The following is a 25,417-nucleotide window of genomic DNA, read 5'->3' on the forward strand; positions in this document are numbered from 1 at the left end:
ATTACGCCGGGATGTCATTACCCACTCACGATCTCTGGGCTGTTCGTGAGCGGGTAGTTACGTCGGGATGTCACTCGTCGCGCACGGGCGCGCAGCGCGACGGGACTTCCGCCTAGGCTTGGTCCATGCAGACGTGGAACGCCGAGGTAGTGCAATACCATCGACTCCGCAACGACCTGGCTGTGATTCGGCTGGTCGGAGACGCCATCCCGTTCGAAGCAGGGCAGTCGCTCGAGGTCACAGTTCCCCAGAACGCGCGACTCAGCAGGCGCTACTCGAGCGCCATGCCGCCGTCACTGGACGGGAAGCTCGAGTTCCATGTGCGTGCTGTGCCCGCAGGCTGGGTCAGCGGATCGATTGTCAACGAAACTCGTCCCGGTCACATCTGGCAGTTGAGAGATCCAGCCGGTTCGTTGCGAATCGACGACTCGGGTAGGGACGTTGTCATGATTGCCGGCGGAACCGGGCTCGCTCCGATGCGGTCGTTGATCCTCGATCTGGCGCGGCGCGAGACTCCGCCGTCGGTCACGCTGTTCGTCGGCGGTCGGTCGCCGCGTGACCTGTACGCGGCCGATCTACTGTGGATCCTTGCGTCCGAGTTGCCCTGGCTGACAATCGTTCCCGTCGTCGATCAGTTGAAGGACCCGTGGGCTCCGGATCGATGGCACGACACCATCCGTTCCGAGATCGACGGCACCACCGGCGTTTTCGGGCCCGAGCACTGCTGGGAAGGCAGCCTCGCCGACGTCATGAGTGTGCAGGAGCCCTTCCTCGATTCTCAGGTCCTGGTGTGTGGTTCTCCTGGAATGGAGGCGGCCACGGTTGCAGCACTTCTCGCCAACGGCACCCCCGAAGAGGCGATCATGCGCTGATGCGTACCGGGCTGCACGACGGGCACGGATACGAGCTGTCACTCCACCCCTCTCGAACCAGGACCGACCGGACCTCTTCGTAGACTTCGCAGGGTGTGCGCGTGACTTCCTCCCAGCCATAGACGAGCCTGGGCCGGCCCGCCATCTCAGCGGCGTTGTCGCGTCGGCGATCGCGGAATTTCACGCTGCTCGCCGAGTGATAGCGCGCGCCATCCAACCGGATGATCAACGGAACTCCGTGTGCGCTGTAGTCGACGTCCTCGAACAAGACACGCTCGTCGACGACAACTCGCCCTTGGCGCGTTCCTGAAGGGAGCCCGTGGGCAGCTTCGACATCCAGTACATAACGGTGCTCCAGAGCCGACTGAACCCCGCCGGTGAGCAGATCGAGGGTGTCCTCGATTGCCTTTCGATACCTCCATGGTCGCCGTTGCTCGAGGCGAAGACGGATGGCCGCCAGGGAGACCTTCCCCGAGCTGGCGGCGCCGACGAAGGCAATCGTGCCCTCGCGAGCCGTCGGAGCAGAGGTAGCGAGATCGATGACGGTGTCCGCGCTGGACGTCATCGGCAACCCGGCGTCGATTCGGGTGTGCTGGATGGCTCGCGACCTGTGCACGACTACTCCAGGGTGAACCGCCGCATGAGCGGCGGCTGTCGGTCGGCGGGTTTCCGGCCTGAAAGTTGGGCCCTGGTCCACTGCAGATCGACCGTAGGGCACGGTGATGTGGACCGGACCGTCGGACGCCCGGTGCATTCCCCAGTACTCGGCTGCGGTGTCGTGGCTCAGTATCGACGTGCCGCCGCCGTAGACGAGGGCAGCGTGGGCCATCATAGGCCTGGTCAGAGGGCCATTGGTGACCGATATGACGCCGTAGAGAACCTGTAGCCAATCACCGGATTCGATGCGGTGTGCAGTCGCGCGTGCCGTGTGTCCGTGCTTGCGGAGTTGAGCGGCGCTCACCATGCCCAGCTGATCGTCGAGGAGCCGCTGCCAGTCGCTTCTGAGATTCATGCGCGCATAGTTGCATCGAGGTCCGACGAAAAATGGCCGCCGGGTGTGCGGCTCTTCCCGCCCGTGCGCGCGTAGTGACGTCCCGGCGTAATTATTCACTCACGAGGGAGGGTGGGGGTCGTGCGTGCGTAGTGACACTCCGACGTAACTACGCACGCACAGGCGGCGGAGCCGCTAACGACCCTCGAACGACGGCTTCCGGCGCTCACTGAAGGCCCGGGGGCCCTCCTTGGCGTCATCGCTCTTGAAGACGGCAACGCCGAGTTCGGCGTCGATCTTGAACGCTTCTTCCTCGTGCATTCCTTCGGTGTCGCGGATGGTCTTCAGGATCGCTTGCACGGCAAGGGGGCCGTTGGCGGCGATCAGATCTGCCAACTCCAACGCCTTCTCGAGTGCTTGACCGTCCGGAACGACATGGCCGATCAGTCCGATCTGCAACGCCTCGTGCGCCCGAATGTGCCTGCCCGTCAGCAAGATATCGGCTGCGACGGTGTACGGGATCTGACGCACCAGCCGTACTGCTGACCCGCCGAGGGGGAACAGTCCCCACTTCGCCTCGGACACACCGAACTTGGCGCTCTCGCCGGCGACGCGGATATCGGTGCCCTGCAGGATCTCGGTACCGCCCGCGATCGCTGGGCCTTCCACCGCCGCGATCAACGGCTTGGTGAGTCTGCGGCCCTTGAGCAGGGCCTCGATCTTCGACATGTCCCATCCGCCCGAGGAGAAGCTGTCTCCCGGGTGGGTGGACGTCATTGCTTTGAGGTCGGCGCCCGCGCAGAACGCCCCGCCTGCGCCGGTGAGGATCGCAACGCGAATATCGGGATCGGAGTCGACCCGATCCCAGGCGTCGCGCATGATCGCCATCATTTCGCCCGAGAGCGCGTTGCGCGCCTCGGGGCGATTCATCGTGACGATGAGAACGTGGCCGCGCTTCTCGACGAGCGCATGTGCTGATTCGGCAGTTGTTTCCGGTGCGATCGAGGACACTGTTGTCATACTCCCGCTCTATGTGACCTGGGTCTCCAATTGGCTATTGCCAGAAACGATAACACGTTCTACTTTTGTCACGTGGCCCTCAACATCGCAGACCTCGTGGAACATGCAATAGACCTGGTCCCCGACCGGGTGGCACTGGTGTGTGGAGATCGTGAGATCACCTACGCCGAGATGGAGGACAGAACCAACAGACTCGCTCACTACCTGCAGAAACAGGGAGTCGGACCGGGTGACAAGGTCGGTGTGTACAGCCGTAACGGCATCGAGACGATCGAGTCCATGATCGCGGTGTTCAAGCTTCGCGGTGTGGTGGTCAACGTCAACTACCGGTACGTCGAGAACGAGTTGCAGTACATCTTCCAAAATTCGGACATGGTTGCCCTCATTCACGAAGGCAGATACACCGACAAGGTGACCGCGGTGCTGCCACTGTGCCCGCTACTCGAGACCACCGTCGTGATCGACGGGGACGACAGTCAGACTTCCTACGACGACGCTCTCGCCCAGTCCTCGCCCGAGCGCGACTTCGGCGAGCGCAGCCCCGACGACATCTACATGCTCTACACCGGCGGAACCACGGGCAGCCCCAAGGGCGTCATGTGGCGCCACGAGGACGTGTGGCGTGTGCTCGGCGGCGGTATCAACTTCATGACCGGGGAGTACCTGGAAGATGAGTGGGACCTGGCGAAGATGGGTGCGAACAACCCCGTCATGACGCGGATGCCGATCCCGCCGATGATTCACGGCGGCGCGCAGTGGGCCACCTTCCAGTCCCTGTTCGGTGGCGGAAAGACAGTGTTGCACCCCGATTTCGACGGGCATGCCATCTGGCAGTTGGTCGACAAGCACGGCATCAATCTGATCTTCATCACCGGTGACGCCATGGCGCGTCCGATGCTCGACGCCTTGATCGAGGGCGGGCCGGACGGTAAGCCTTACGACCTGTCGACGCTGTACCTGATGGCCAGTAGCGCTGCGTTGTTCTCGCCGAGCATCAAGGAGAAGTTCCTGGAGTTGCTGCCCAACCGAATGCTCACCGATTCGATCGGGTCGTCGGAGACCGGTTTCGGTGGCCTCAGTGTCGTCACCAAGGGAACCGAACACACCGGCGGGCCGAGGGTGAAGATCGACGCGTCGACCTCGGTGCTGGGCGCGGACGGTCATCCCGTCGAACCGGGCTCCGGCAGAACAGGTTTGCTCGCACGGCGTGGGCACATTCCAGTCGGTTACTACAAGGACGAGGCGAAGACCGCAGCGACGTTCAAGGAGATCCACGGAGTTCGGTATTCGATCCCGGGTGACTACGCGCAGGTCGAGGCCGATGGCAGCGTCACGATGCTCGGTCGCGGCTCGGTGTCGATCAACACCGGCGGTGAGAAGGTCTTCCCCGAGGAAGTGGAAGGTGCGCTGAAATCGCACCCCGAGGTGTTCGACGCCATCGTGGTCGGCGTCCCCGACGAGCGCCTCGGCCACACGGTGGCAGCGGTCGTCCAGGCTCGAAGCTCCGACCGTCCAGCTCTCGCCGACCTCGACGCCTGCGCGCGGAAAGAGATTGCCGGATACAAGGTTCCGCGAGCGGTGTGGTTCGTCGACGAAATAAAACGCTCCCCAGCAGGCAAGCCGGACTATCGATGGGCGGTCGCGCAGACCGAGCTCAGGCCCGCCGACGAGGTCAATGTGGCACATCTGTCGGACAAGGTGCGCTGATGCGGACCGAACTCAGTGCCACGTTCGGGATCGACTACCCGATCTTCGGTTTCACACCGTCCGAACACGTTGCGGCAGCGATCAGTCGGGCCGGCGGTCTCGGCGTACTCGGCTGCGTGCGCTTCAACGACGCCGAAGAGCTCGATGCGGTTCTGACGTGGATGGACGAGAACACCGACGGGAAACCGTACGGCGTGGACATCGTGATGCCTGCGAAGATTCCGACCGAGGGCGCCTCGGTGGACCTGAACGAGCTCATCCCCGCCGAGCACCGAGCGTTCATCGACCGCACTCTCGAGCAGCTGGGGGTGCCGCCGCTCGACGAGGATGCGGCCCGCAACGAGGGCGTGCTCGGTTGGCTTCATTCGGTCGCACGCTCGCATGTGGATGTTGCGCTCAAGCATCGGATCGCGTTGATCGCCAACGCACTCGGGTCACCGCCGAACGACGTCGTCGTCCAGGCGCACGAGCACAACGTGCCGGTTGCAGCGTTGGCCGGCACGGCGGAACATGCTCGTCGGCACGTGGAGAACGGCGTCGACATCGTCATCGCTCAGGGGTACGAGGCCGGCGGTCATACCGGCGAGATCGCGTCGATGGTTCTGCTTCCCGAGATCGTCGACGCCGTGGGCGACTCGGCACGGGTGCTGGCCGCGGGCGGAATCGGCAGCGGACGTCAGGTAGCGGCCGCGTTGGCCCTCGGGGCGCACGGAGTCTGGATGGGGTCGACGTGGTTGACCGCGGCCGAGTATCGACTCGGCGCACGGCATGACGGACAACCGTCGGCGATGCAGGAAGCGCTGCTGACGGCGACCTCGAGCGACACTGTCCGCACACGAATCTATTCGGGCAAGCCTGCGCGGCTGCTCAAAACCAAGTGGACAGATGCCTGGGACAAGCCCGACGCTCCGAGCCCGCTCCCGATGCCGCTGCAGAACATCCTGGTCAGCGAGGCGCATCAGCGCATCAACGAGGCCGAGAATCCGGATGTGGTGGCCATGCCCGTCGGGCAGATCGTGGGCAGGATGAACGAAATACGCCCGGTATCGGAAATCGTCGGCGAGCTCGTGTCCGGCTACGAGAATGCGGTGAAAAGGCTCAACGAGCTGCGGTGACCCATCTGCAGGGACCCGTCGACTAGGGTTGACACTCGACGAGCACGACCCTAGTCGATTGGAGACAAAGCAGTGGCTTCCGAGATCGCAGTAGGCGACCTGGTTCAGGCGAACGGGCATGCCGGACCGTGGAAGGTACTCGAGATCCGGCAGGGCCTTGCGCTACTCGAGCATCATGGTGGCCATCGACTGTCGGTGCGAACCACGACGTTGTCCGTGGTTCGTAAGGCGTCCCCTGTCGACGCTGCCAAGCCGGCGACGACGGAACCGGAATCCCCGACTCTGTTCGACTGATTCACCACTCGTTTCGAGCCTTGTACATCCGCCTCTGCGCCTTCGAGATCGCTTTGGCTTCGGCGAGTCGTTTCTGATTTTCTCTTGCGTCCCGACGTGTTGTTGCCCAATGGTTCTCGCGTTCCAGGCGGTGATAGTTCGCGATCCGACGGGGATCGACCGCGTCGCGAACCGCGCATCCCGGTTCCGAGCGATGCGAGCAGTCGTTGAACCGGCAGAGCCCCGCCAGCTCGTCGATATCCGAAAACGTTTGGTGCAATCCAGCTTCCGACGCCACCAGCCCGACCGACCTGAGCCCGGGTGTGTCGATGATGCACTGGCCGGTGACCGGCATCCGTAGCAATTCGCGTCGGACGGTGGTGTGTCTGCCCTTCGAGTCGGCGGCGCGTACGTCGCCCGTGTCGAGTGCTCCCTCGCCGACGAGGGTGTTCGCCAGCGTCGACTTGCCCGACCCCGACGGACCGATTACCGCGGTCGTGCCGACGAGTAGGCCGAGCAACTCGTCGATTCCGTCTCCCGTGACCGAGCTGACCGTCGCCAGCGACACTCCAGGCGCGGCAGAAAGCAAGCCGTCGACCAAGAATGAAGCCGCACTTGATTTGTCGCACTTGGTGACCACGAGTAGCGGCGTCGCACCGCTGTCCCACGCCAGTGCCAGGTAGCGTTCGACGCGACCCAGGTCGAGCCCGACATCTGCTGCGACGGTGATCACGACTGTGTCGACGTTCGAGGCCAGAGTCTGGGAGGCGGATGTTCCTCCCGCCGTTGCCCGGACGATCGCGGTGCGGCGCGGCAGAACTGCAGTGACCGTCTCGTTGTCGACGACTACCCAGTCGCCGGTGCACACGTTGTGTCGAGAAGTTCGAACATGACGAAAACCTGTCTCCATCCCGACACCACAACTGCCGCGATCGACGACGGTGACGCGTCCGGGCTCGCCAGGGGAGGTGACGGACGCAGCGAGTTCGCGCCAGTGGCCGTCGAATCCATAGGTCGAAAGCGATGTGCTGTGTGTGGACGGAGATGTGCTGTGTGTAGACACTGGGAAGCCCTTCGAAGGGCCGACCCGAGATCTACGGGCCGGCTAAGGAAACTGGACTGGAGGGGCCGCAGACGCGGCCGTACGCCGAATGACCATGCGAAATTCCCTCCTCACCATGAATCGATACTTCGAAAAGCTGACGCGAGTGAAGCTATCAGCGCGCTCTGGCGGTGTCGACCGAATTATCCAGATCCCGCCGGTCACGCTCGGAGAGCCTCTCGAAGCGCCCGCAGCCGTCCGCTGATCTGAACACCGGATCGGCGGTGTTCCACCGCTGCCGTTGCAGTTCGCGAGCAAGAACCTTGTGAGTCGCGGTCCGAGGAAGGTCTGTGCATACCCGCACGAGTTCGGGCCTGGCTCGCACTCCCAGATCGGGTTGGTCGGCCAGGAACGAGGGCAACTCGTCCATGATGTGCTCCGGTGCCACGACTGCCGCCATCACCCGGTCGCCCGGTCCGGTAGCCGGAACGCCGTACACGCTGACAGCATGAATTTCTGGGTGACGCAGAAGTATTCGCTCGATCGGGGCAGCAGTGAGATTCTCTCCGCCGACCCGCAGCCATCCCGTCGACCGGCCGGCGAAGTAGACGTACCCGTCGGCGTCCCGATAGGCGAGGTCGCCACTGAAGTACATGCCTCCGCGCATGCGATCGGCGTCGGCGGCATCGTCGTCGTAGTACCCGCAGAACATCCCCGGCCCTGCTGTGTTGACGAGCTCGCCGACGGCCTCGCCGTCGTTGACCAACGCGCCACCGGGATCGAAACGAGCTACGGCACAACTCGTGCCGGACGGATCGAGAATGTCGACGCCGTCCGGTATCGGCCCGAGTGCGCCCGCGGGCGTGTCGGGCGTCCGCGCGATCGATATCCCTCCCTCCGAGGATCCGAAACCGTCGACAACTCGCACCGCGAATCGGTCCGCGAAGACGGCTGCGGCTCCTGGCGTCGCCTCGTTGCCGTAGACCACTCGCAGGGGATTGTCGCGGTCGTCGTGCCTCGGCGGTGTGGCGAGGATGTACGACAGCGGAGTGCCGACGTAGTTCGCGTACGTCGCGCCGAAACGGCGAACGTCGGAGATGAAGTTCGAGGCCGAGAACGTTGCACGAAGCGCGAGATTGGCGCCTGACGCCAGGGCTACGGACCAGCCCGCCATGATGGCGTTGGAGTGGAAGAGTGGCATCGACACGTACACGGTGTCAGCGGGGCCCAACTCGAACCGGGACGCGAGCATTTTTCCCGGCCCCGCGATCTTGTCGTGGGTGCAGCGCACGGCCTTCGGATCGCCGCTCGTGCCGGAGGTGAAGACGAGCGCGAGGAGATCGTCGGCGCGGGCCGCGGTGCCGGACAGATCGAACGGCTCGGCCAGCTCGACCGTCGCAATATCGAACGCGCCTTCGATGTCGCCGAGCCGTCGGGAATCGGTGAGGATCAGCTGGCAGTGCGTGCGCGAGGCGTCGTCGGTAAGGGCCGCTCCGGTCCGCGTCGCGTTGAGTCCGACGAGGACGAAGCCGCCCAGCGCGGCGGCGCCGAGCAGGTAGGAGAACTCGGGGACGTTGTCGAGTAGGACACCGACGTGCGGCGGTGAAGCGTCGTCGAGCATGCTGTCGACCCACGCCGCCCACCTCCTCGACATCAGGACATGATCGGCCCACGTGACGCGTTGGTTGTCGAAGAGCAGTGCCGTCTCGGTGTCCGAAGACCGGGCGAGCAGTAGATCGGCAACAGTGGACATCACGCAGGAACGGATGCCAACGACGAGCCGAGCCGCCGAAGTTGCGCGGTGGCACCGCCGTATGCGAACTCACCTCGTTTGGCGGCGAGGAAGTAACGGTGGACCGGGTGATCTCGGTCGAGCCCGACTCCGCCGTGTATGTGCACGAGAGTATGCGCGACGCGGTGGCCTGCGTCGGCGGCCCAGAATTTGGCGACGGCAACCTCGTCGTCACCCGGCTCGCCCGAGGAGAGCGCCCACGCGGCTTTCCACAGCGTGAGACGCGCACCGCCGACGTCGATGTAGGCGTCGGCCAGTCGTTGTGCCACCGCTTGGAAGCTGCCGATCGGTTTGCCGAATTGCACTCGTTCACGGGCGTAGTCGGCGCTGACCTTCAACGATTCCTCGAGTACGCCCACCTGGTACGCACACGTGGCCAGTGTGATGCGGGCTCGGATCCACCGGGCCACGTCCTCGCCGTCGAGCCGTCTGTCGTGGCCCAGCTCGACGGAGTCGAAGTCGACGATACCGAGACTGCGATTGTCGACGCCGTGCTGAGGTGTGACGGTGACGCCCGGGTCGTCGGCGCGGACGAGAAATACACCATGCGTCGTCGTCACGACGAATCCATCTGCAGCAGAGGCACTGTCGACGGTAATCTTGCTTCCGCTCACCGTCCATCCGGTGGCGGTCGACTCGGCACGAGTGAGGGGATCGAGCACGTCGTCGCCGTGTTCTTCGTCGATCGCCAGCGTGAGAATCTTCGTACCTCGGACAGCAGGAGCTGCCCACTCCGCCTGCTGGTCAGCAGTACCGAACTCGGTGATCGCCTCTGCAGCAACGGAGCTGACGACCAGCGGAACTGCTGCCAGACCCCGGCCGAGCTCGATGGCTATGGACGTGGCCTCCAGAATGCCGAACCCGTCGCCGCCGACGATTTCCGGTGCTGTTGCTGCCGTGAGCCCACCGGCCACCAGTGCGTTCCACAGCGCGGTGTCGATACTCGACGGATTCGAATCCAGCTGTCGCTGAGTGTCGTTGGTGCTGAACTTCGCGACGAGGTCGCGGGTGAGGTCGGCGAGGTCGCCTTGAGCCTCGGTCTTGGTGAAATCCATGCCTACTCCTAGCGAGCCGAGGCAGGAAGCCCGAGAGCTGTCATGCCGATGATGTCGCGCTGCACCTCGTTGGTGCCGCCGCCGAAGGTCAGAATCAGCGAGGATCGGTGCAAGCGTTCAAGTCTGCCGTGCAACTGCGCTCCTGGTGAACCCTGGCGGAGTGTGGCGGACGGGCCGAGGATTTCCATGAGTGCGCGGTACGCCTCGGTCGCGAGTTCGGTGCCGTACACCTTGTTCGCCGACGCGTCGGCGGGACCGAGCTCGGAAGAGTCCGCGCTGGCGATCTGCCAATTCAGCAGTTCCAGGTACGAGACCTTTGCGTGCACGCGCGCGAGTGCGATCTGTACCCATTCCTGGTCGATGATCCTGGTGCCGTCCGGCCGTTTGGTGTTCTGGGCCCAGGCCCGGGTCTCGCGCAGTGACGCCACCAGCGGACCCGCGGATGTGAGAGCGACCCGTTCGTGGTTGAGCTGGTTGGTGATCAGGGACCAGCCGCGGTTTTCTTCCCCCACCAGGGCGTTGCTGGGTACACGGACGTCCTGGTAGTACGTGGCGCTGGTATCGGGGCCTGCCATGGTGTGCACGGGCGTCCAGGAAAAGCCGTCGGCGTCGGTGGGGACGACGAGCATGCTGATGCCGCGGTGCTTGCGTGCATCCTGATCGGTACGGCAGGCGAGCCACACGTAGTCGGCGTACTGGATCAGGGACGTCCACATCTTCTGACCGTTGATGACGAAGTCGTCGCCGTCGTGCACCGCGGTGGTTCGTAGCGACGCCAGGTCGGTACCGGCCTCGGGTTCGGAATAGCCGATCGCAAAGTGAAGCTCACCTGCGGCGATGCGGGGCAAGAAGAAGGACTTCTGCTCCTCGGTGCCGAACGCCATGATCGTGGGGGCAACGCTGTTGATGGTCAGGAACGGCACCGGTGCGCCTGCGATGGCTGCCTCGTCGGTGAAGATGAGTTGATCCATCGCCGAGCGCGCCTGACCGCCGAACTCGGTGGGCCAGCCGAGTGCCAGCCACCCGTCCTGGCCCATCTGGCGAACCACGTCGCGGTAGACAGTGCCTTCGCCGTACTCACCCGAGGTCGAACTCAACGCCTCGCGCCGTTCGGGGGTGATCAGTTGCGCGAAATACAAGCGCAGCTCCTCGCGCAGCGCTGCCTGCTTCTCGGTGTACGCGATGTGCATTGGTGGCCTCGTTTCTGGAACACGTTCCATGCTGGTGGAATCATTGCACACGAGGTGGAACAGGTTCTAGTATTACGACTGATATCCCCCGGTGAGTGCGTAGTTACGCCCTGGTGTCACTACGCACGCACGGGGGCGAAGCCCCCACCGAGAGGAGCGGACATGGTCGAGGTCGACTTCGATCTCTGCGAGGCCAACGGCGTATGCGTTGGCCTGGCTCCCGATGTGTTCGAGCTCGACGACGACGATCAGTTGATCGTCACCGACGCGGCCGACCTGCCAGAGAACAAGGCCGCGATCGACGACGCCATCGCGGGGTGCCCGCGCGCAGCGCTTCGCTGGCGGCCATAGCCTCCTTGCTATAAACAAGAACACGTTCTACATTCGAGCCGTGAACGACGAACAAGTACGACTGGACGGACGGGTCGCCCTCGTCACCGGCGCGGCATCGGGGCTCGGCAGGGCCGAAGCGATCGGGCTCGCTCGGTCGGGCGCGAACATCGTCCTCGGCGACTTATCCGCAGGCCCGGCGGCCGACGAGGCGATCGACCTCGTCAAGGAGGCTGGTGTCGAGGTCGCATTCGTTCCGGGCGACATCGGCGACCGCTCGACGGCCGATGCGATGTTCGCCGTGGCGCAGGAGCGATTCGGCCGCGTCGACATTGTCGTCAACAACGCGGGGATCGTCCGAGATCGCATGTTGTTCAACATGTCCGACGAGGATTGGGACGCCGTCGTCAGAGTTCACCTTCGTGGGCACTTCTTGATGACCCGCAACGCCGGGGCCTACTGGCGTGCGGAATCCAAGGCCGCAAGCGGGCCGGTGTACGGACGGATCGTCAATACCTCCTCGGAGGCAGGGCTTCTCGGACCAGAGGGTCAGGCCAACTACGGCGCAGCGAAGGCGGGGATCACCGCACTCACGTTGTCTGCGTCGCGGGCCCTGTCGCGGTACGGCGTGCGTGCCAACGTGATCTGCCCTCGTGCGCGAACGTCGATGACGGAGTCGGTGTTCGGCGCGGCACCGGAGAGCGCACCGGATCCTCTGTCGCCCGAGCATGTCGCGGCGTTGGTGAGCTACCTGGCGTCCCCTGCGGCCGAGCAGGTCAACGGCCAGGTCTTCGTCGTCTACGGTCCGATGGTCGCGCTCATGGCAGCGCCGACCGTCGAGGAGCGGTTCGACGCGTCCGGAGATTCCTGGACTCCCGACGGACTCGCGGAACGGATCGGTTCTCACTTCTCGGGACGGGATCCGTCGAGAACCTTCTCAGCGTCGGCTGCACTCGACCTGGGAGAACCCCAGGTCACGGCCGGTTCGTAGTCATTTCGAGTTTCCGCCACACGTGAGTGGGGTGGAGTACGAAGATGGTGACGTCCGGGTCGATATTCGACGCCTTCCGACAAACTGGATCACGTTCCAGTCTTAATCCGTATTGGAACCGTATTCAATTGTTACACAACATCTTATGGCTGAAGCAGCTTCTTCTTTGACTACCGAACACGTTCTAGTTAATATGACCTGAGTCACACGACGCAAGTAGGGAGGGTGCATGAACGACCTCCTTCTCGTACCGCTGCGGGCCATCGGCGCATTCTTCGACATGTCCTGGTACACGTTGCGCGCGGTCTTCTCCAGGCCGTTCCAGCGGCGCGAGTTCGTGGATCAGGCGTGGTTCATCGCTCGCGTCTCCATGGTCCCGACGGTTCTCGTCGCGGTGCCGTTCACCGTTCTGGTCAGCTTCACGATCAACATCCTGCTGCGGGAGATCGGTGCGGCAGACCTCAGCGGGGCGGGCGCGGCACTGGGCGCAGTCACTCAGGTCGGGCCGATCGTCACCGTTCTCATTGTTGCGGGAGCCGGCGCAACGGCTATCTGCGCCGACCTCGCCGCGCGGACCATTCGCGAGGAGATCGACGCCATGCGGGTGCTCGGTATCAATCCGATTCACCGCCTCGTCGTTCCCCGGGTGCTCGCGTCCACGGTGATAGCGCTGTTGCTCAACGGGCTCGTCTGCACCATCGGGATCCTCGGAGGATTCGTGTTCTCGGTGTTCTTGCAGGGCGTCAACCCCGGTTCGTTCGTCAGCGGAATCACCTTGCTCACCGGTTTCGGTGAACTCGTCGTATCCCAGGTCAAAGCAGGACTGTTCGGCATGATCGCCGGGCTGGTCGCGTGTTTCCTCGGCTTGAACGTCAAAGGCGGAGCCAAAAGCGTCGGTAATGCGGTGAACCAGACCGTGGTGTTCGCGTTCATGGCACTGTTCGTCGTCAACGTCGTCGTCACGGCCGTCGGTATCAAGTTGACGGCCGGATGAGGCGGCGCTGAATGGCTCTCGCTGCAGCAGGCCGATTCCCATTGACGCGCAGGCGCATTGCCCGTGTGTCGCGTTCGACCGATCGTCTGGGCGAGCAGGCGATCTTCTATCTCCAGGCCCTCGCATCGGTTCCGCGCGCAGCGGTGCGGTACAAGAAGGAAACGTTGCGTCTCGTCGCCGAGATCAGCATGGGGTCAGGTGCTCTCGCGGTCATCGGCGGCACCGTCGTCATCGTCGGATTTCTGACGCTCTTCGCCGGTGGAACCATTGCGGTGCAGGGCTTCTCCTCACTGGGGAACATCGGCGTCGAAGCCCTCACCGGATTCTTCGCCGCGTTCATCAACGTCCGCATCGCGGCTCCGGTCATCGCGGGTATCGGTCTCGCGGCCACTATCGGTGCCGGGTCGACGGCGCAGCTCGGTGCCATGCGTGTCTCGGAGGAGATCGACGCACTGGAATCGATGGCCATTCCGTCGATTCCGTATCTGGTCAGCACTCGGGTGCTCGCCGGCATGGTGGCGATCGTGCCGCTGTATTCGCTCGCCGTCATCGCGTCGTTCATCGCGAGCCGCTTTGCGACAGTGGTGATCTACGGGCAATCGCCTGGTGTGTACGACCACTACTTCGACACCTTCCTGATCCCGACGGACATTCTGTGGTCGTTCGCGCAGGCAATCGTGATGGCGCTGGCCGTCATGCTGATCCACACCTACTACGGCTACACCGCCAGCGGCGGTCCGGTCGGCGTCGGCGTGGCGGTGGGCAATGCCGTCCGAGCATCGTTGATCGCTGTCGTAACCGTGACCCTGTTGATTTCGCTTGCCATCTACGGCAGCTCCGGCAACTTCAACCTGTCGGGGTAGAGATGAAGAAACTTGCCGCTGCCGGCCTCGTTCTCGGTCTCGTCGTCATCGTGGCGTTTGCGCTGACGACGTTCGCGGGTGGATTCACCGACACGGTTCGAGTCACCGTCACCTCCGAACGCGCCGGACTGGTCATGGATCCGCAGGCGAAGGTGAAGCTCCGCGGCGTCGAAGTGGGGAGGGTCGCGACCATCACGCAGGACGGCGGGACGGCCGAGATTCACCTGGATCTGAACCCGGCGACGCTGTCGATGATTCCAGCGAACGCCGGCGTCGATATCAAGTCGACGACGGTGTTCGGGTCCAAGTACGTCAACTTCCTCGTCCCTCCCGACCCGTCGCCGCAGACTCTCCAAGCGGGCGCGGTCATTTCGGCCGACAGTGTGACCGTCGAGTTCAACACCTTGTTCCAACATCTGTCCGAGGTGCTGCAGAAGCTGGAGCCGGAGAAGCTGAACGCGACCCTCGGGGCCGTGTCGTCGGCGCTGCGCGGTCGCGGAAACGAGCTGGGCGAACTGCTGGAGGACACCGACGCATACCTGACGACTATGAACCCGTCTCTTCCTGCGCTGCAACGGGATCTGTCGGCGGCTGCCATCGTGACCAACGTCTACGCCGATGCGACGCCCGATCTGATGCGGGTACTGGACAACGCCACCACGACATCGGAAACCGTCGTGTCCGAGCAAGCGAACCTGGATCTTCTTCTGATGAATGTCACCGGCCTGGCCGATACCGCGAACGGGGTACTGACCGAGAACGAGCAACCGCTCGAAACCGCACTCGGAACCCTCACCGACACAACGACTCTGCTCGACGAGTACTCGCCCGCCCTGACGTGCTTCCTCGTCGGGCTCAACAAGGGACGGCTTGCGTTCGGCCCACTTGCGGGTGCAGGGGACAAAGCGTCGATTCAGTTGAGCTCGAGCTTCCTACTGGGAGATCCGGCATACACGGTGGAGAAGGACCTACCCAAGATCGCAGCGTCCGGCGGGCCCAATTGTTACGGTCTGCCCGATTTCGACCCGAAGCAGGGGCCGGCGCCGTTCGTCGTCGCCGACACCGGGACGCAGCCGTACATTCCCTCGACCCAACCCGCCGTCAACGTCCCGACGATCTTTCAGTTCCTCTTCGCCGGAGCGTGGCCGTGAAAACACCAGCCATGAGAAGCAACACCGTCAAGTTGTCGATTTTCGCCCTCGTCATGGTGTTGATCTTCGCGGCGTTGGCGCTGGTGTTCAGCCAGTACCGCTTCGGTAGCGCCGATCGATACCATGCAGTCTTCGTCGACGCCTCGGGTCTGAAATCGGGCGACAAGGTCCGGATCGCAGGAGTCCCGGTCGGGTCGGTGAAGGGCGTCGAAATCGCCGACGGCACCGTAGCGCAGGTCGACTTCGACGTCGATGCCAAGTATCGACTGCTGACGACGACGGGTGCGACGGTGCGTTACGAGAACCTCGTCGGGGATCGCTACCTGGAACTGCTCGAAGGGCCGGGCGGTACGGACGAACTGGCCGACGGCGGAACCATTCCCATCGATCGGACCGCCCCCGCACTCGACCTGGACATGCTCCTCGGTGGATTCAAGCCATTGCTCAGGGGGCTCGATCCGCAGCAGGTGAACGACCTGTCGGCCGCGCTGTTGCACGTACTGCAAGGTCAGGGAGGAACGCTGGTCTCGCTGCTCGGCAACACGAGCTCGTTCACCAACTCACTCGCCGACCGTGACCAGTTGATCGGCGACGTCATCACCAACCTGAACACGATGCTGGGCACCATCGACAGTCAAGGCCAGCAGTTCGAGACCACCATCGACTCACTGCAGCAGCTCGTCAGCGGGCTTGCGCAAGACCGCGATCCCATCGGCGCGGCAATTCCGAAAATCGACGGTGCGACGGCCGATCTCGCGGGTCTTCTGCAGGCGTCGCGGCCCGACATCCAATCCATGATCGCCGAAGCAGGCCGTACAGCAACGCAACTCGATCTGGGGAAAGACAACATCGACCGCGTCCTGACGCGCTTGCCGAGCGATTACAAGAAGCTCATCCGCGTCGGTTCCTACGGGAGCTTCTTCCAGTTCTATCTATGCTCCAACACGTTCAAACTCTCCGGTCCCGACGGCCGCACACTTCTCGTCCCGACAGCGAAGCAAGACACGGGGAGGTGTGCAAACATAAATGGAGCGAACTGAAAGTGACACAGCGAAACACCTCGCCCATGTAGGTGTCATCGGCATCGTCCTCGCCGTGTGCATCGTTCTCGCGACACTGCAGTACGACCGACTGCCGTTCCTGTCCAGCGGGACGAATTACTCGGCGAATTTCCTCGATGCGGGAGGGCTTGCTGTCGGTGATGACGTCATGGTCGCCGGAGTTGCCGTCGGGAAGGTCGAGACCATCGGCCTCGACGAGCAAGAGGTACGCGTCGAATTCACGGTGCAGGAGAACATAGTTCTCGGGGACGCAACGACGGTCGACATCAAGACCAACACGATTCTGGGTCGAAAGTCGCTGAAGGTCGACCCGTCCGGCGACGGCGCGATCGGGGTGCGGCAGACAATACCGTCGAGCAGGACCAATTCGCCGTACTCGCTGACCGAAGCGCTCGGGGATCTGGGAACTACCGTGTCCGAACTGGACACCCAGCAGCTGGGCGACGCCATGAACGTGGTGTCGGATACCTTCACCGACACCCCGCCCGATCTGAAGGCCGCCCTGAACGGTGTGTCCCGACTGTCTGAGAGCATCAACTCTCGCGACGAATCTCTCCAACAGCTCCTGGAGAGAGCCGAAAGCGTCACCGGCATCCTGGCGGATCGCAGTGGACAGATCGATCAACTGATAGTCGACGGCAACGAGCTCTTCGGTGAACTCGATCGGCGCCGCACCGCGATCAGCCAACTGATCACCAACATCTCCGCCGTATCGCGTCAGCTGACGGCCTTGGTGCAGGAGAATCGGACGCAACTCGGGCCGACCCTCGAGAAGCTCAATTCCGTAGTGGCAGTGTTGCAGAAGAACAACGACAACATCGCCGGTGCGCTCGACGGACTCGGCCCGTACATCAGCGCACTGGGCGAATCCGTGGCGAGCGGGCCGTTCTTCAACGCATACATCCAGAACATCCTGCCGAGTTCGTGGTGGAAGACCGTCGTCGACAGTGTCGTTGCGCCGGAACAATTGCCGGGCACACTGGCTGACCTGCTCCCGAAGAACGCCCCGCCGATCCTGAAACCGCCGGGGGAGTGAGATGAAGAGAATATCGATCGTGGTCGTGCTTGCGGTGGTTCTGGCCGTGGCGGGGTACTTCGTGTACAACAGTGCAACCCAGAAGACTGTCGTTGCGGAGTTCTCCTCGACTACAGGCCTTTACGCCGGGGACGACGTGCGGGTGCTCGGAGTGAACGTCGGAAAGGTGCGTTCCATCGATCCGAACGGTGAGAACGCGACGGTGACGATGGACGTCGAGGCCAACCTGAACATCCCAGCCGATGCGCAGGCGGTGATCATCGCGCAAAGCCTCGTGTCGGCTCGTTTCGTCCAGCTCACTCCCGTGTTCGCGGGTGGACCTTCCCTGTCCGACGGTGCGGTGATCCCACTGGAGCGGACTGCGGTTCCCGTCGAGTGGGATGAGATCAAGACCGAACTGACCAAGCTCTCGACTGCTCTCGGCCCGGATGGGGTCGACGGGAAAGGCCCTGCGGGACGATTCATCGACACCGCGGCCGACAACCTGGACGGCAACGGAGATTCGCTGAGAGCCACACTGACCGAACTGTCCGACACGATGCGTGTGCTCTCGGACGGCAGGACCGACTTGTTCGCAACGATCCGCAATTTGCAGGCTTTCGTGACGGCACTGTCGAACAGCAACGAGCAGATCGTGCAGTTCGGCGGCCGTCTGGCGTCGGTGTCGCAGATGCTCGCGCAGAGTTCCGACGAATTCGGCACGGCCATGACCGATCTGAACGTCGCAGTGGGAGAGGTGCAGCGCTTCGTGGCCGACAATCAAGCAGGACTCGTCGAAGGTGTCGCACGGCTGGCCGACGCCACGCAGGTGCTCACCACCAAGCGCCCCGAGATCGAACGCATCCTCCACGCCGGACCCAACGCGTTGGCCAACTTCAACAACATCTATCAACCTGCACAGGGCACCTTGACGGGCGCCATCGCTGCCAACAACTTCGGCAATCCGATCAACTTCGTGTGCGGCGCCGTCGCCGGAATCGAGAACACGACCTCGGAGCGTAGTGCGGACTTGTGCAAGCAGTACCTCGGGCCGGTGCTCAGTTCGTTGGTGTTCAATTATCCAGCGTTCCTGGCCAATCCGATCATGGGCGTCGACGCTTTCGAGAACCAGATCGTCTACACCGAACCAGGCCTGAAGCCGGCCCCAGCTCCAGCCCCAGCCCCGGCACCTTCTCCTGTTGCGGACATGCCGACCGTTCAGGTACCGAGTCTCGGGGATCTGTTGGGAGGCGGGCGATGAAGAAGGTACTACTCGCGACCCTGCTGATTCTCACGCTCGCCGGTTGTCAGTGGGACGGCCTCAACTCCCTACCGCTTCCCGGGACCGAGGGACGCGGCGAGGGCGCCTACCAGGTACAGATTCAGATGCCCAACGTCACGACGCTGTCACAGAATTCACCCGTCATGGTCGACGATGTCACCGTCGGAACTGTCGACTCCATCGAGGTGCAGGACTGGCACGCGCTGGTGACGGTGTCGGTGAACGATGGCGTCGAACTGCCGGAGAACGTGAGCGCCAAGATCGGCCAGACGTCTCTGCTCGGGTCGCAGCACCTGGCGCTGGTGCCGCCGGAGGACCCCGAAGGCCGGCTCGAGAACGGCGACACCATTCCGATCGAGCGGGCAGGGGCGTATCCGACGACCGAGCAGACGCTCTCGTCGTTGTCGGTGGTGCTCAACGGTGGCGGGCTCGCACAGATCCAGGACATCACGACCGAGCTGAACAACGCAATCGGTGGTCGCGAGGATTCGGTGCGTGACCTTCTTCCCCGACTCGACGAGCTGGTCTCGAGCTTGGACGATCAACGCGGCGACATCATCGACGCCATGAGCGGTATCGATCGACTGGCGGTGAACGTACAGAACCAGAACGCAACGTTGACCAAGGCGCTGAACGAGATTCCGCCCGCACTCGACGTGTTGATCGCGGAGAGGCCCAACATCACCGCTGCGTTCACGTCGCTGGGCAACATGAGCGACGTGGTGTCGCGGCTGATCGAGACGTCGGGCGAAAACCTGCAGATCAACATCGCGAGCTTGACGCCGGTGCTGAAAGCGTTGGCAGACTCCGGAAATGCTCTCACCGACGTGTTGTCGGTGCTGCTGACCTACCCGTTCCCGCAGGAAGGCATCGACAATGCGATTCGCGGGGACTACGCGAACCTTGCCATGACGATCGACCTGTCGCTTCCTCGTCTCGACGCCAATTTTCTGACGGGTACTCCGTTGGCGGGCAGGATGGGTGGGCTCGAAGGAGCGCTCGGCACGCAGGCTGCGCCCACGGCGTCGTCGGCGGGTGACCCGTTGCGTGGTCCTGTCATGCCGCCCACCTTGAACATTCCCGGTCTACCGCCGATCGAGATCCCTGTCATTCCGGGTCTGCCCGGGCTAGGGGTGCCCGCGCCATGATGCTCACCAGATTTGTTCGCGCACAGTTGATCATCTTCTCCATTCTGACAGTCATCGGGCTCGTCATGATGGCCACCCAGTACGTGGGTGCACCCGCCCTCGTCGGCATCGGACGCTACGGTGTCACCGTGGAGCTCCCGACGACGGGCGGTCTGTACCGGAACGCGAACGTCACCTACCGCGGCACGACCGTGGGAGAGGTGGATTCGGTGCGGCTCACCCCGGACGGCGTCGACGCCCAACTGTCGATCGACAGTTCGTACTCGATCCCAGCCGACGTCGACGCGCAGGTCAAAAGTGTCTCCGCGATCGGTGAGCAATACGTCGACCTGATTCCGCGTAGCAGTTCCGAACCCAATCTTGCAGGCGGTGACGTCATACCCGTCGACCGTACTTCGGTGCCTCAGGACGTCGGTCCGATGCTGGATCAGGCCGATGTGCTGTTGAAGAGCATCTCCGACACCAGGCTGCAGACCGTCGTCGACGAATCCTTCAAGGCGTTCAACGGAACCGGGCCCGAGTTGCAGCAGCTGATCGATTCGTCGCGTCTGTTCGTCCAAGAAGCACAGGCGAATTCGGAGCATACCACACTGCTGCTCGACCAAGCCGGCCCGCTGCTCGACGGGCAAGTGGTCAGCAGTGATGCGATACGTACGTGGACGAGCAGTCTCGCGACGTTCACCGACCAGCTCAGGGCCAGTGATCCGGACCTACGGGCAGTGATCGAGAAGGGCCCGGGCGCTGCGGCGGAGGCCAATCAGCTGTTCCAGAACCTGCGCCCGACGCTTCCGCTTCTGGTCGCCAACCTTGTCAGCATCGGCGAGGTGGGCGTCATCTACCACGCAGGAATCGAACAGATCCTGGTGTTGTATCCACCGGTCACGGCTGCGCTGGTCACGGCGGCCGGCAGTGGTCCGGCCGACGAGGGAGCTATCGTCGACTTCCAGCTCGAGGTCAACGACCCACCCGCCTGCACAACAGGATTCCTCACCCCGGAGCAACGCCGCGACCCGAACGAACTCTCGATACCCGACACCCCGGCAGACCTGTTCTGCAAGGTCGATCAGAACGACAGCACTGCCGTTCGTGGATCGCGCAACCTACCGTGCATGGAAGTGCCTGGCCGACGAGCGCCAACGCCCGAGATCTGTCGCAGCGCCGAAGGATACGTGCCACTCGGCAACAATCCACCCTGGGGGCCCGTCGAACAAGGCGTCCCGTCGTACACCGAAATCCCCAGTGGGGAGTCGAGTGTGGCCCCAGCATCGGCAGCACGGCCGTACAACCCGCAGACCGGTACGTACGTCGCACCCGACGGAACCGCCTATCACCAACCAGGTCTCAGCCCCGTACAGGGAATCGAGGGCTTGATGACCGGGCAGCAGGCCATCGGGCCCTAGAGGTTGCGAGCGGCGAATGCGACAGCGAGGTCCAGGAGAGCCCTGGCCTCCGGTATCGCCCCGGCGAGGACCGGGAAGGCATGAACCTGTCCCTTCCACACGTGGGTCTCGACGGTTCGGCCCGCGTCGACCAGTTTGGCCGTCATGGCTTCCACGTCGGGACGCATGAGCTCGTACTCCGCCGTGGAGAGGAACACCGGTGGGAATATCGACGGATCGACGTCGATCGGCGAACTCGACCCGGGGATGGCGTCGGGACCGTTCATCCAACGATCCTCCAGCGCCAGAACCTGTTTCATCGGAAGGTAGGCGTCCTTCTTCATGAACTTCGGTGGATGGCTCTTCAGGTCGAGATTGAGCAGCGGGGAGAATCCGATGACCGCAGCCGGAGGCGTGAGGCCCTCCAGCACAGCGAGTTCGGCAACCTTCATGGCAAGGTATCCGCCGGCCGAGTCGCCTGCGACGATGATCTTCGAGGGGTCGGCAACGACGTCCAGGGCCGCCCGATAGGACACCATGGCGTCGGCGATCGATGTTCCGATGCCGCCGTACGGAATCTGGCGATATTCGACGGAGTACACGGGCACGCCCGCGCGCGCAGCGAAGGTTGCGCAGGCGCTGCGGTGGGTGGCGAGGCCGCAGAACACGAATCCGCCGCCGTGGAAGTACAGCACCGTGGCGCCGTCGAGAGATCCCGTCGCGATGCGTGGGTGGGTCGTTTTCTCGCACGGAACTCCGCCGAGGGTCACCTGCTCGATGGTCACACGCTTCGGCTTGGGCAGTCTGTCCACTGCGCGATCGAAATGGCCGATTGCCTTGATGCCGCCGTCGGTGAGCGGCCAGACGCGCAATGTCGGCTTCAGAGTCAGTCTCATGGCGCAGGCCAAGAACTTTGCCTGACGGCTGACGTCGTGATGCCACGTGAGGGGGTGGGTCATGGCCCGAGGTTAGCAGCAGGAACGAGTTCCAGTTATGGTGTGTCGGGCATCGGCTGGCATGCATTCGAGCGATTGGGGTCCCCCGGAAATCGGTTCTAGTTAGCATGGCCGTGTACCGCTGGTACGAGGAAGGGTGTCATGGAAGACGGTGTCACTGAAGACGGTGTTGGCTCAGGCAGTGTCGGCGCAGGCACTGTTGGGGGAGATCCCGAGGGCGTGACGCCCAGGCGTCCGCGCCGTCGGGCTGTGCGCGCAGCAGGACCCGTGGCTGGGGAGGATTCGGCTCCGGTTCTGGACAAGACCCCCGCCGCCCGGGCCGAGGACCCCGAGGCCCCGCAGCAGGAGGCCCTGAAGCCCGACGAGGCCCCGAAGCCCGACGAGGCCCTGAAGCCCGACGAGGCCGTGAAGCCCGACGAGGCCGTGAAGCCAGCCGAGGCCCCGAATCCAGAAGCCCCACAGCATGACGAGGCTCCGCCGAAGATCGAATCCCGCCGACGCGGCGTTGTTCTGACGGCAGCGTTCGTCGTCGTGGTGGTCGCTTTGGTTGCAGCGGGGGTGTATCTGTTTCTCGGTCTTCGTGGGGCGAGCGCCGATGATGCACGAGCGGAACGTTTCGTGCAGACCGCACGCCAGACGGTGCTGAATCTGACGACGATTCATCCGGATTCGGCTCAGGCCGATGTCGATCGGTTGCTCGCCGGTGCGAGCGGGGACTTCAAGGCGGAGTTCGAAGGCCGTGAGGGTCCGTTCGTCGAGGTCGTGCAGCAAGCCCGCGTCGACTCGAACGGAGAGATCGTCGAAGCGGGAATCGAGAGCAGCGGAGACGATTACGCCGAGGTTTTGGTGGCAGCGCGGGCGATGGTGCAGAACTCCGACGTCGAGGAAGCGCAACCCCGTGACTTCAGGCTGCGCGTCAGAATCGCCGATGACGACGGTGTCATGACCGCATCGAGAGTGGAGTTCGTGCCGTGAGGAAAGTGCTCGCAGTGTTGGTCGTTCTCGCGTTGGCCGCGGGAGTGAGCGTGCTCTATTACCAGTATCACCGGACCGAGCAGACCGAGCAGGCGCGTTCGGAGGCAGTGACGGCAGCGAGTGAGCAGGCGAAAAAGATGTTGGCCTACGACTTCGGCGGTGTCGATCAGCAATTGAACTCTGCGGCAGACGGTTTGACCGGCGACTTCAGGGACGAATACCTGGGGCTGGTGACCGAGGTGATCGCCCCCGCAGCGAAGGAGAAGTCGCTGACCGTCCAGGTCACCGTGCAGGGAACGGCCGTAGTGTCCGCCGAACCCGATGCGGCAACAGTCCTGCTGTTCCTCAACCAGATCACCACGAGTTCCGACGCCCCCGACGCGGCGAGCAGCGGCAGCCGGGTTCGGATGAGTCTCGAGAAGGTCGACGGGCGCTGGCTGACGAGCAATCTCGAGCCCATCTAGGCCGCCCTAGTGGAACGAATAGGTGCCCCAGAGGGCACTTATTCATGCCACTGGCGCGGAGCGCCCAACGCTCACATGCGCGAAGCGCCCACCGACGGACCATCCTGCGGCGGGTTGGACAAAGCGTCGAGAAACGCCCTGGCCCAACGGTCCACGTCGTGGGCGAGGACCTGGCGTCGCATGGCACGCATGTGCCGTCGACCCTCCTCGGCCGGCTGCTCGAGCGCGGACACGATTGCATCCTTGACGCTGTCGAGGTCGTGGGGGTTGCACAGGTACGCCTGTCGGAGTTCGGCTGCAGCACCGGTGAATTCGCTGAGCACGAGGGATCCGCCCAGGTCGCTGCGTGACGCGATGTACTCCTTGGCGACCAGGTTCATGCCGTCGCGTAGCGGGGTCACGAGCATGACGTCGGCGGCGACGAAGTAGGCGATGAGGTCGTCACGCGGGATCGGTCGGTGCAGGTAGTGAACGACGGGATGGCCGACCTGGCCGTATTCGCCGTTGATCCGTCCCACCTGCTGCTCGATCTCTCCGCGCATCGCTTTGTAGCTCTCGACGCGTTCACGGCTCGGCGTCGCAAGCTGCACGATGATGTTCTCTGCCGGGTCGACGCGGTCCTCTTCGAGCAGTTCACGGAACGCGTTGAGGCGCACGTCGATGCCCTTGGTGTAATCGAGACGGTCGACTCCGAGCATGATCCGCTTCGGGTTGCCCAACTCCTTGCGAATCTGTTTGGCGCGATCCCGTACGGCCTTGGACCGCGACTTCTCGTCGAGATCGCCCGAGTCGATCGAGATGGGGAATGCGCCGACGCGTACCGTCCGGAATCCCACCTGAACCGAGCCCAGCCGCGACCGGACTCCGACGCTGCCGCGTGAGGTCACTTGCCCAGCCAGGCGCCGAGCCAGGAACAGGAAGTTCTGGGCTCCTCCGGGTAGATGGAAGCCGATCAGGTCGGCGCCCAGAAGACCGTCGATGATCTCGGCACGCCACGGCATCTGCATGAACAGTTCGACCGGCGGGAACGGGATGTGCAGGAAGAAGCCGATGGTGAGATCGGGGCGCAGCATCCTCAACATCTTCGGAACCAACTGAAGTTGGTAGTCCTGGATCCAGACCGTCGCACCCTGGGCGGCCGCGGCGGACGTGGTCTCGGCGAAGCGGCGATTGACCTCGACGTAGGCATTCCACCAGGCCCTGTCGTAGACAGGTTTGACGATGACGTCGTGGTAGAGCGGCCACAGCGTGGCGTTGGAGAAGCCCTCGTAGTAGTCCGCGACTTCTTTCTCGCTGAGCGTCACCGGGCACAGTTCGAGCTCGTCCTCCACGAACGGTTCGACCTCGACGTCGGGAACACCCGGCCAGCCGACCCACGCCCCGTTGTTGGCGCGGAGGATCGGCTCCAATGCAGTGACCAGACCTCCGGGGCTGCGCTTCCAGCGGGTAGTGCCGTCGGGAAGCGTCTCCAGGTCCACGGGCAGCCTGTTGGCCACGACGACAAAATCCGAGCCCTGCGAGGCGTCAGCCACTGCTGTCCTTTTCGTTCGTCGATCTCAGGTGGCGCGAGGTCAGTCGACTTTCGCTGTGGGTTCAATACCCAACATCGCCAGAAGCATGCGGCACTCGTCGGCATCGGTGGCGTATGCAGCGACGACGCGCTGTGCTTGGCTGGCGGTCTCGTCGGCGAGTGGGACCAAGTCCTCGTCGGCGATGTCGTTTTCCTCGGTCGTCTTGGCGGCCATGATCGT

At 63.6% G+C, this 25,417-nt stretch carries 25 protein-coding genes; 16 read left to right on the forward strand and 9 right to left on the reverse strand.

Annotated elements, in window-relative coordinates:
* Window positions 1-125 precede the first annotated feature (125 nt).
* On the forward strand, window positions 126-872 hold the full coding sequence (locus D8W71_RS07505) for an FAD-binding oxidoreductase (protein ID WP_121112330.1): 747 nt from the start codon (window positions 126-128) through the stop codon (window positions 870-872).
* Here D8W71_RS07505 and D8W71_RS07510 read toward each other — a convergent pair.
* Window positions 862-1,884 carry a hypothetical protein gene (locus D8W71_RS07510; protein WP_121112332.1) on the reverse strand — a complete coding sequence of 341 codons (1,023 nt, stop codon included), beginning with the start codon at window positions 1,882-1,884 and terminating at the stop codon, window positions 862-864. The two genes, D8W71_RS07505 and D8W71_RS07510, sit on opposite strands and share 11 nt — an antisense overlap.
* Before the next feature lie 174 nt (window positions 1,885-2,058).
* Window positions 2,059-2,883 (reverse strand): crotonase/enoyl-CoA hydratase family protein, encoded by an 825-nt coding sequence (locus D8W71_RS07515; RefSeq protein ID WP_121112334.1) that lies wholly within the window; start codon window positions 2,881-2,883, stop codon window positions 2,059-2,061.
* 72 nt (window positions 2,884-2,955) lie between these two features.
* Between D8W71_RS07515 and D8W71_RS07520 the strand changes: the two genes are divergently transcribed.
* The 3 genes from D8W71_RS07520 (at window position 2,956) to D8W71_RS07530 (ending at window position 5,999) form a co-directional block, all read left to right on the forward strand.
* A complete protein-coding gene (locus D8W71_RS07520; RefSeq protein ID WP_121112336.1) occupies window positions 2,956-4,590 on the forward strand; it encodes an acyl-CoA synthetase in 1,635 nt (544 codons plus the stop codon).
* Window positions 4,590-5,705: an NAD(P)H-dependent flavin oxidoreductase gene (locus tag D8W71_RS07525; RefSeq protein ID WP_121112338.1), complete on the forward strand. Its 1,116-nt coding sequence runs from the start codon at window positions 4,590-4,592 to the stop codon at window positions 5,703-5,705. Before D8W71_RS07520 ends, D8W71_RS07525 begins: the two co-directional genes overlap by 1 nt.
* 72 nt (window positions 5,706-5,777) lie before the next feature.
* Window positions 5,778-5,999 carry a hypothetical protein gene (locus D8W71_RS07530; RefSeq protein ID WP_121112339.1) on the forward strand — a complete coding sequence of 74 codons (222 nt, stop codon included), beginning with the start codon at window positions 5,778-5,780 and terminating at the stop codon, window positions 5,997-5,999.
* A gap of 1 nt (window position 6,000) precedes the next feature.
* Here the strand turns inward: D8W71_RS07530 and rsgA are convergent, their stop codons facing one another.
* The 4 genes from rsgA to D8W71_RS07550 all read right to left on the reverse strand — a co-directional run bounded on the left by rsgA (window position 6,001) and on the right by D8W71_RS07550 (window position 11,057).
* On the reverse strand, window positions 6,001-7,041 hold the full coding sequence (rsgA, locus tag D8W71_RS07535; RefSeq protein WP_121112341.1) for a ribosome small subunit-dependent GTPase A: 1,041 nt from the start codon (window positions 7,039-7,041) through the stop codon (window positions 6,001-6,003).
* Between the two features lie 154 nt (window positions 7,042-7,195).
* Window positions 7,196-8,773 (reverse strand): AMP-binding protein, encoded by a 1,578-nt coding sequence (locus D8W71_RS07540; RefSeq protein ID WP_201265286.1) that lies wholly within the window; start codon window positions 8,771-8,773, stop codon window positions 7,196-7,198.
* Entirely contained in the window at window positions 8,773-9,867 is a 1,095-nt protein-coding gene (locus tag D8W71_RS07545) for an acyl-CoA dehydrogenase family protein (RefSeq protein ID WP_121112345.1), read from the reverse strand. Before D8W71_RS07545 ends, D8W71_RS07540 begins: the two co-directional genes overlap by 1 nt.
* 8 nt (window positions 9,868-9,875) lie before the next feature.
* Window positions 9,876-11,057 carry an acyl-CoA dehydrogenase family protein gene (locus D8W71_RS07550; protein WP_121112346.1) on the reverse strand — a complete coding sequence of 394 codons (1,182 nt, stop codon included), beginning with the start codon at window positions 11,055-11,057 and terminating at the stop codon, window positions 9,876-9,878.
* Between the two features lie 162 nt (window positions 11,058-11,219).
* Between D8W71_RS07550 and D8W71_RS07555 the strand changes: the two genes are divergently transcribed.
* From D8W71_RS07555 to D8W71_RS07600, 10 genes are all read left to right on the forward strand, one after another.
* Complete coding sequence (locus D8W71_RS07555; RefSeq protein ID WP_121112348.1) at window positions 11,220-11,408, forward strand: ferredoxin; 189 nt, start codon at window positions 11,220-11,222, stop codon at window positions 11,406-11,408.
* A 31-nt stretch (window positions 11,409-11,439) separates the two neighbouring features.
* Complete coding sequence (locus tag D8W71_RS07560; RefSeq protein WP_121112350.1) at window positions 11,440-12,378, forward strand: 3-oxoacyl-ACP reductase; 939 nt, start codon at window positions 11,440-11,442, stop codon at window positions 12,376-12,378.
* A 229-nt stretch (window positions 12,379-12,607) separates the two neighbouring features.
* Window positions 12,608-13,372 carry an MlaE family ABC transporter permease gene (locus tag D8W71_RS07565; protein WP_121112352.1) on the forward strand — a complete coding sequence of 255 codons (765 nt, stop codon included), beginning with the start codon at window positions 12,608-12,610 and terminating at the stop codon, window positions 13,370-13,372.
* 11 nt (window positions 13,373-13,383) lie between these two features.
* Complete coding sequence (locus D8W71_RS07570) at window positions 13,384-14,235, forward strand: MlaE family ABC transporter permease (RefSeq protein WP_121112354.1); 852 nt, start codon at window positions 13,384-13,386, stop codon at window positions 14,233-14,235.
* Window positions 14,236-14,237: 2 nt separating this feature from the next.
* Window positions 14,238-15,386: an MCE family protein gene (locus tag D8W71_RS07575; RefSeq protein WP_121112356.1), complete on the forward strand. Its 1,149-nt coding sequence runs from the start codon at window positions 14,238-14,240 to the stop codon at window positions 15,384-15,386.
* 11 nt (window positions 15,387-15,397) lie between these two features.
* Entirely contained in the window at window positions 15,398-16,426 is a 1,029-nt protein-coding gene (locus tag D8W71_RS07580; RefSeq protein WP_121118769.1) for an MCE family protein, read from the forward strand.
* The gene (locus D8W71_RS07585) at window positions 16,413-17,483 is read left to right on the forward strand and encodes an MCE family protein (RefSeq protein ID WP_121112358.1); all 1,071 of its coding nucleotides are present in this window, start codon (window positions 16,413-16,415) and stop codon (window positions 17,481-17,483) included. Before D8W71_RS07580 ends, D8W71_RS07585 begins: the two co-directional genes overlap by 14 nt.
* A 1-nt stretch (window position 17,484) precedes the next feature.
* Window positions 17,485-18,723 (forward strand): MCE family protein, encoded by a 1,239-nt coding sequence (locus D8W71_RS07590; RefSeq protein WP_121112360.1) that lies wholly within the window; start codon window positions 17,485-17,487, stop codon window positions 18,721-18,723.
* The gene (locus tag D8W71_RS07595; RefSeq protein ID WP_121112362.1) at window positions 18,720-19,892 is read left to right on the forward strand and encodes an MCE family protein; all 1,173 of its coding nucleotides are present in this window, start codon (window positions 18,720-18,722) and stop codon (window positions 19,890-19,892) included. The genes D8W71_RS07590 and D8W71_RS07595 overlap by 4 nt, the downstream gene beginning before the upstream one ends.
* On the forward strand, window positions 19,889-21,292 hold the full coding sequence (locus tag D8W71_RS07600; protein ID WP_121112364.1) for an MCE family protein: 1,404 nt from the start codon (window positions 19,889-19,891) through the stop codon (window positions 21,290-21,292). Before D8W71_RS07595 ends, D8W71_RS07600 begins: the two co-directional genes overlap by 4 nt.
* On the opposite strand, the gene D8W71_RS07605 is transcribed toward D8W71_RS07600, so the two are convergent.
* On the reverse strand, window positions 21,289-22,230 hold the full coding sequence (locus D8W71_RS07605) for an alpha/beta hydrolase (protein WP_121112366.1): 942 nt from the start codon (window positions 22,228-22,230) through the stop codon (window positions 21,289-21,291). The genes D8W71_RS07600 and D8W71_RS07605 overlap by 4 nt on opposite strands.
* A gap of 138 nt (window positions 22,231-22,368) precedes the next feature.
* Between D8W71_RS07605 and D8W71_RS27875 the strand changes: the two genes are divergently transcribed.
* A complete protein-coding gene (locus D8W71_RS27875; protein WP_236077779.1) occupies window positions 22,369-23,202 on the forward strand; it encodes a hypothetical protein in 834 nt (277 codons plus the stop codon).
* The gene (locus tag D8W71_RS07615; RefSeq protein WP_328588818.1) at window positions 23,199-23,666 is read left to right on the forward strand and encodes a h domain protein; all 468 of its coding nucleotides are present in this window, start codon (window positions 23,199-23,201) and stop codon (window positions 23,664-23,666) included. The genes D8W71_RS27875 and D8W71_RS07615 overlap by 4 nt, the downstream gene beginning before the upstream one ends.
* A gap of 71 nt (window positions 23,667-23,737) precedes the next feature.
* On the opposite strand, the gene D8W71_RS07620 is transcribed toward D8W71_RS07615, so the two are convergent.
* The gene (locus D8W71_RS07620; protein ID WP_121112370.1) at window positions 23,738-25,198 is read right to left on the reverse strand and encodes an alpha,alpha-trehalose-phosphate synthase (UDP-forming); all 1,461 of its coding nucleotides are present in this window, start codon (window positions 25,196-25,198) and stop codon (window positions 23,738-23,740) included.
* Between the two features lie 39 nt (window positions 25,199-25,237).
* Window positions 25,238-25,411, reverse strand: coding sequence for a hypothetical protein (locus tag D8W71_RS27570; protein ID WP_201265287.1), 174 nt, complete (start codon window positions 25,409-25,411; stop codon window positions 25,238-25,240).
* Window positions 25,412-25,417 lie beyond the last annotated feature (6 nt).

The sequence above is a fragment of the Rhodococcus sp. P1Y genome, from assembly GCF_003641205.1.
Taxonomy (GTDB): domain Bacteria; phylum Actinomycetota; class Actinomycetes; order Mycobacteriales; family Mycobacteriaceae; genus Rhodococcoides.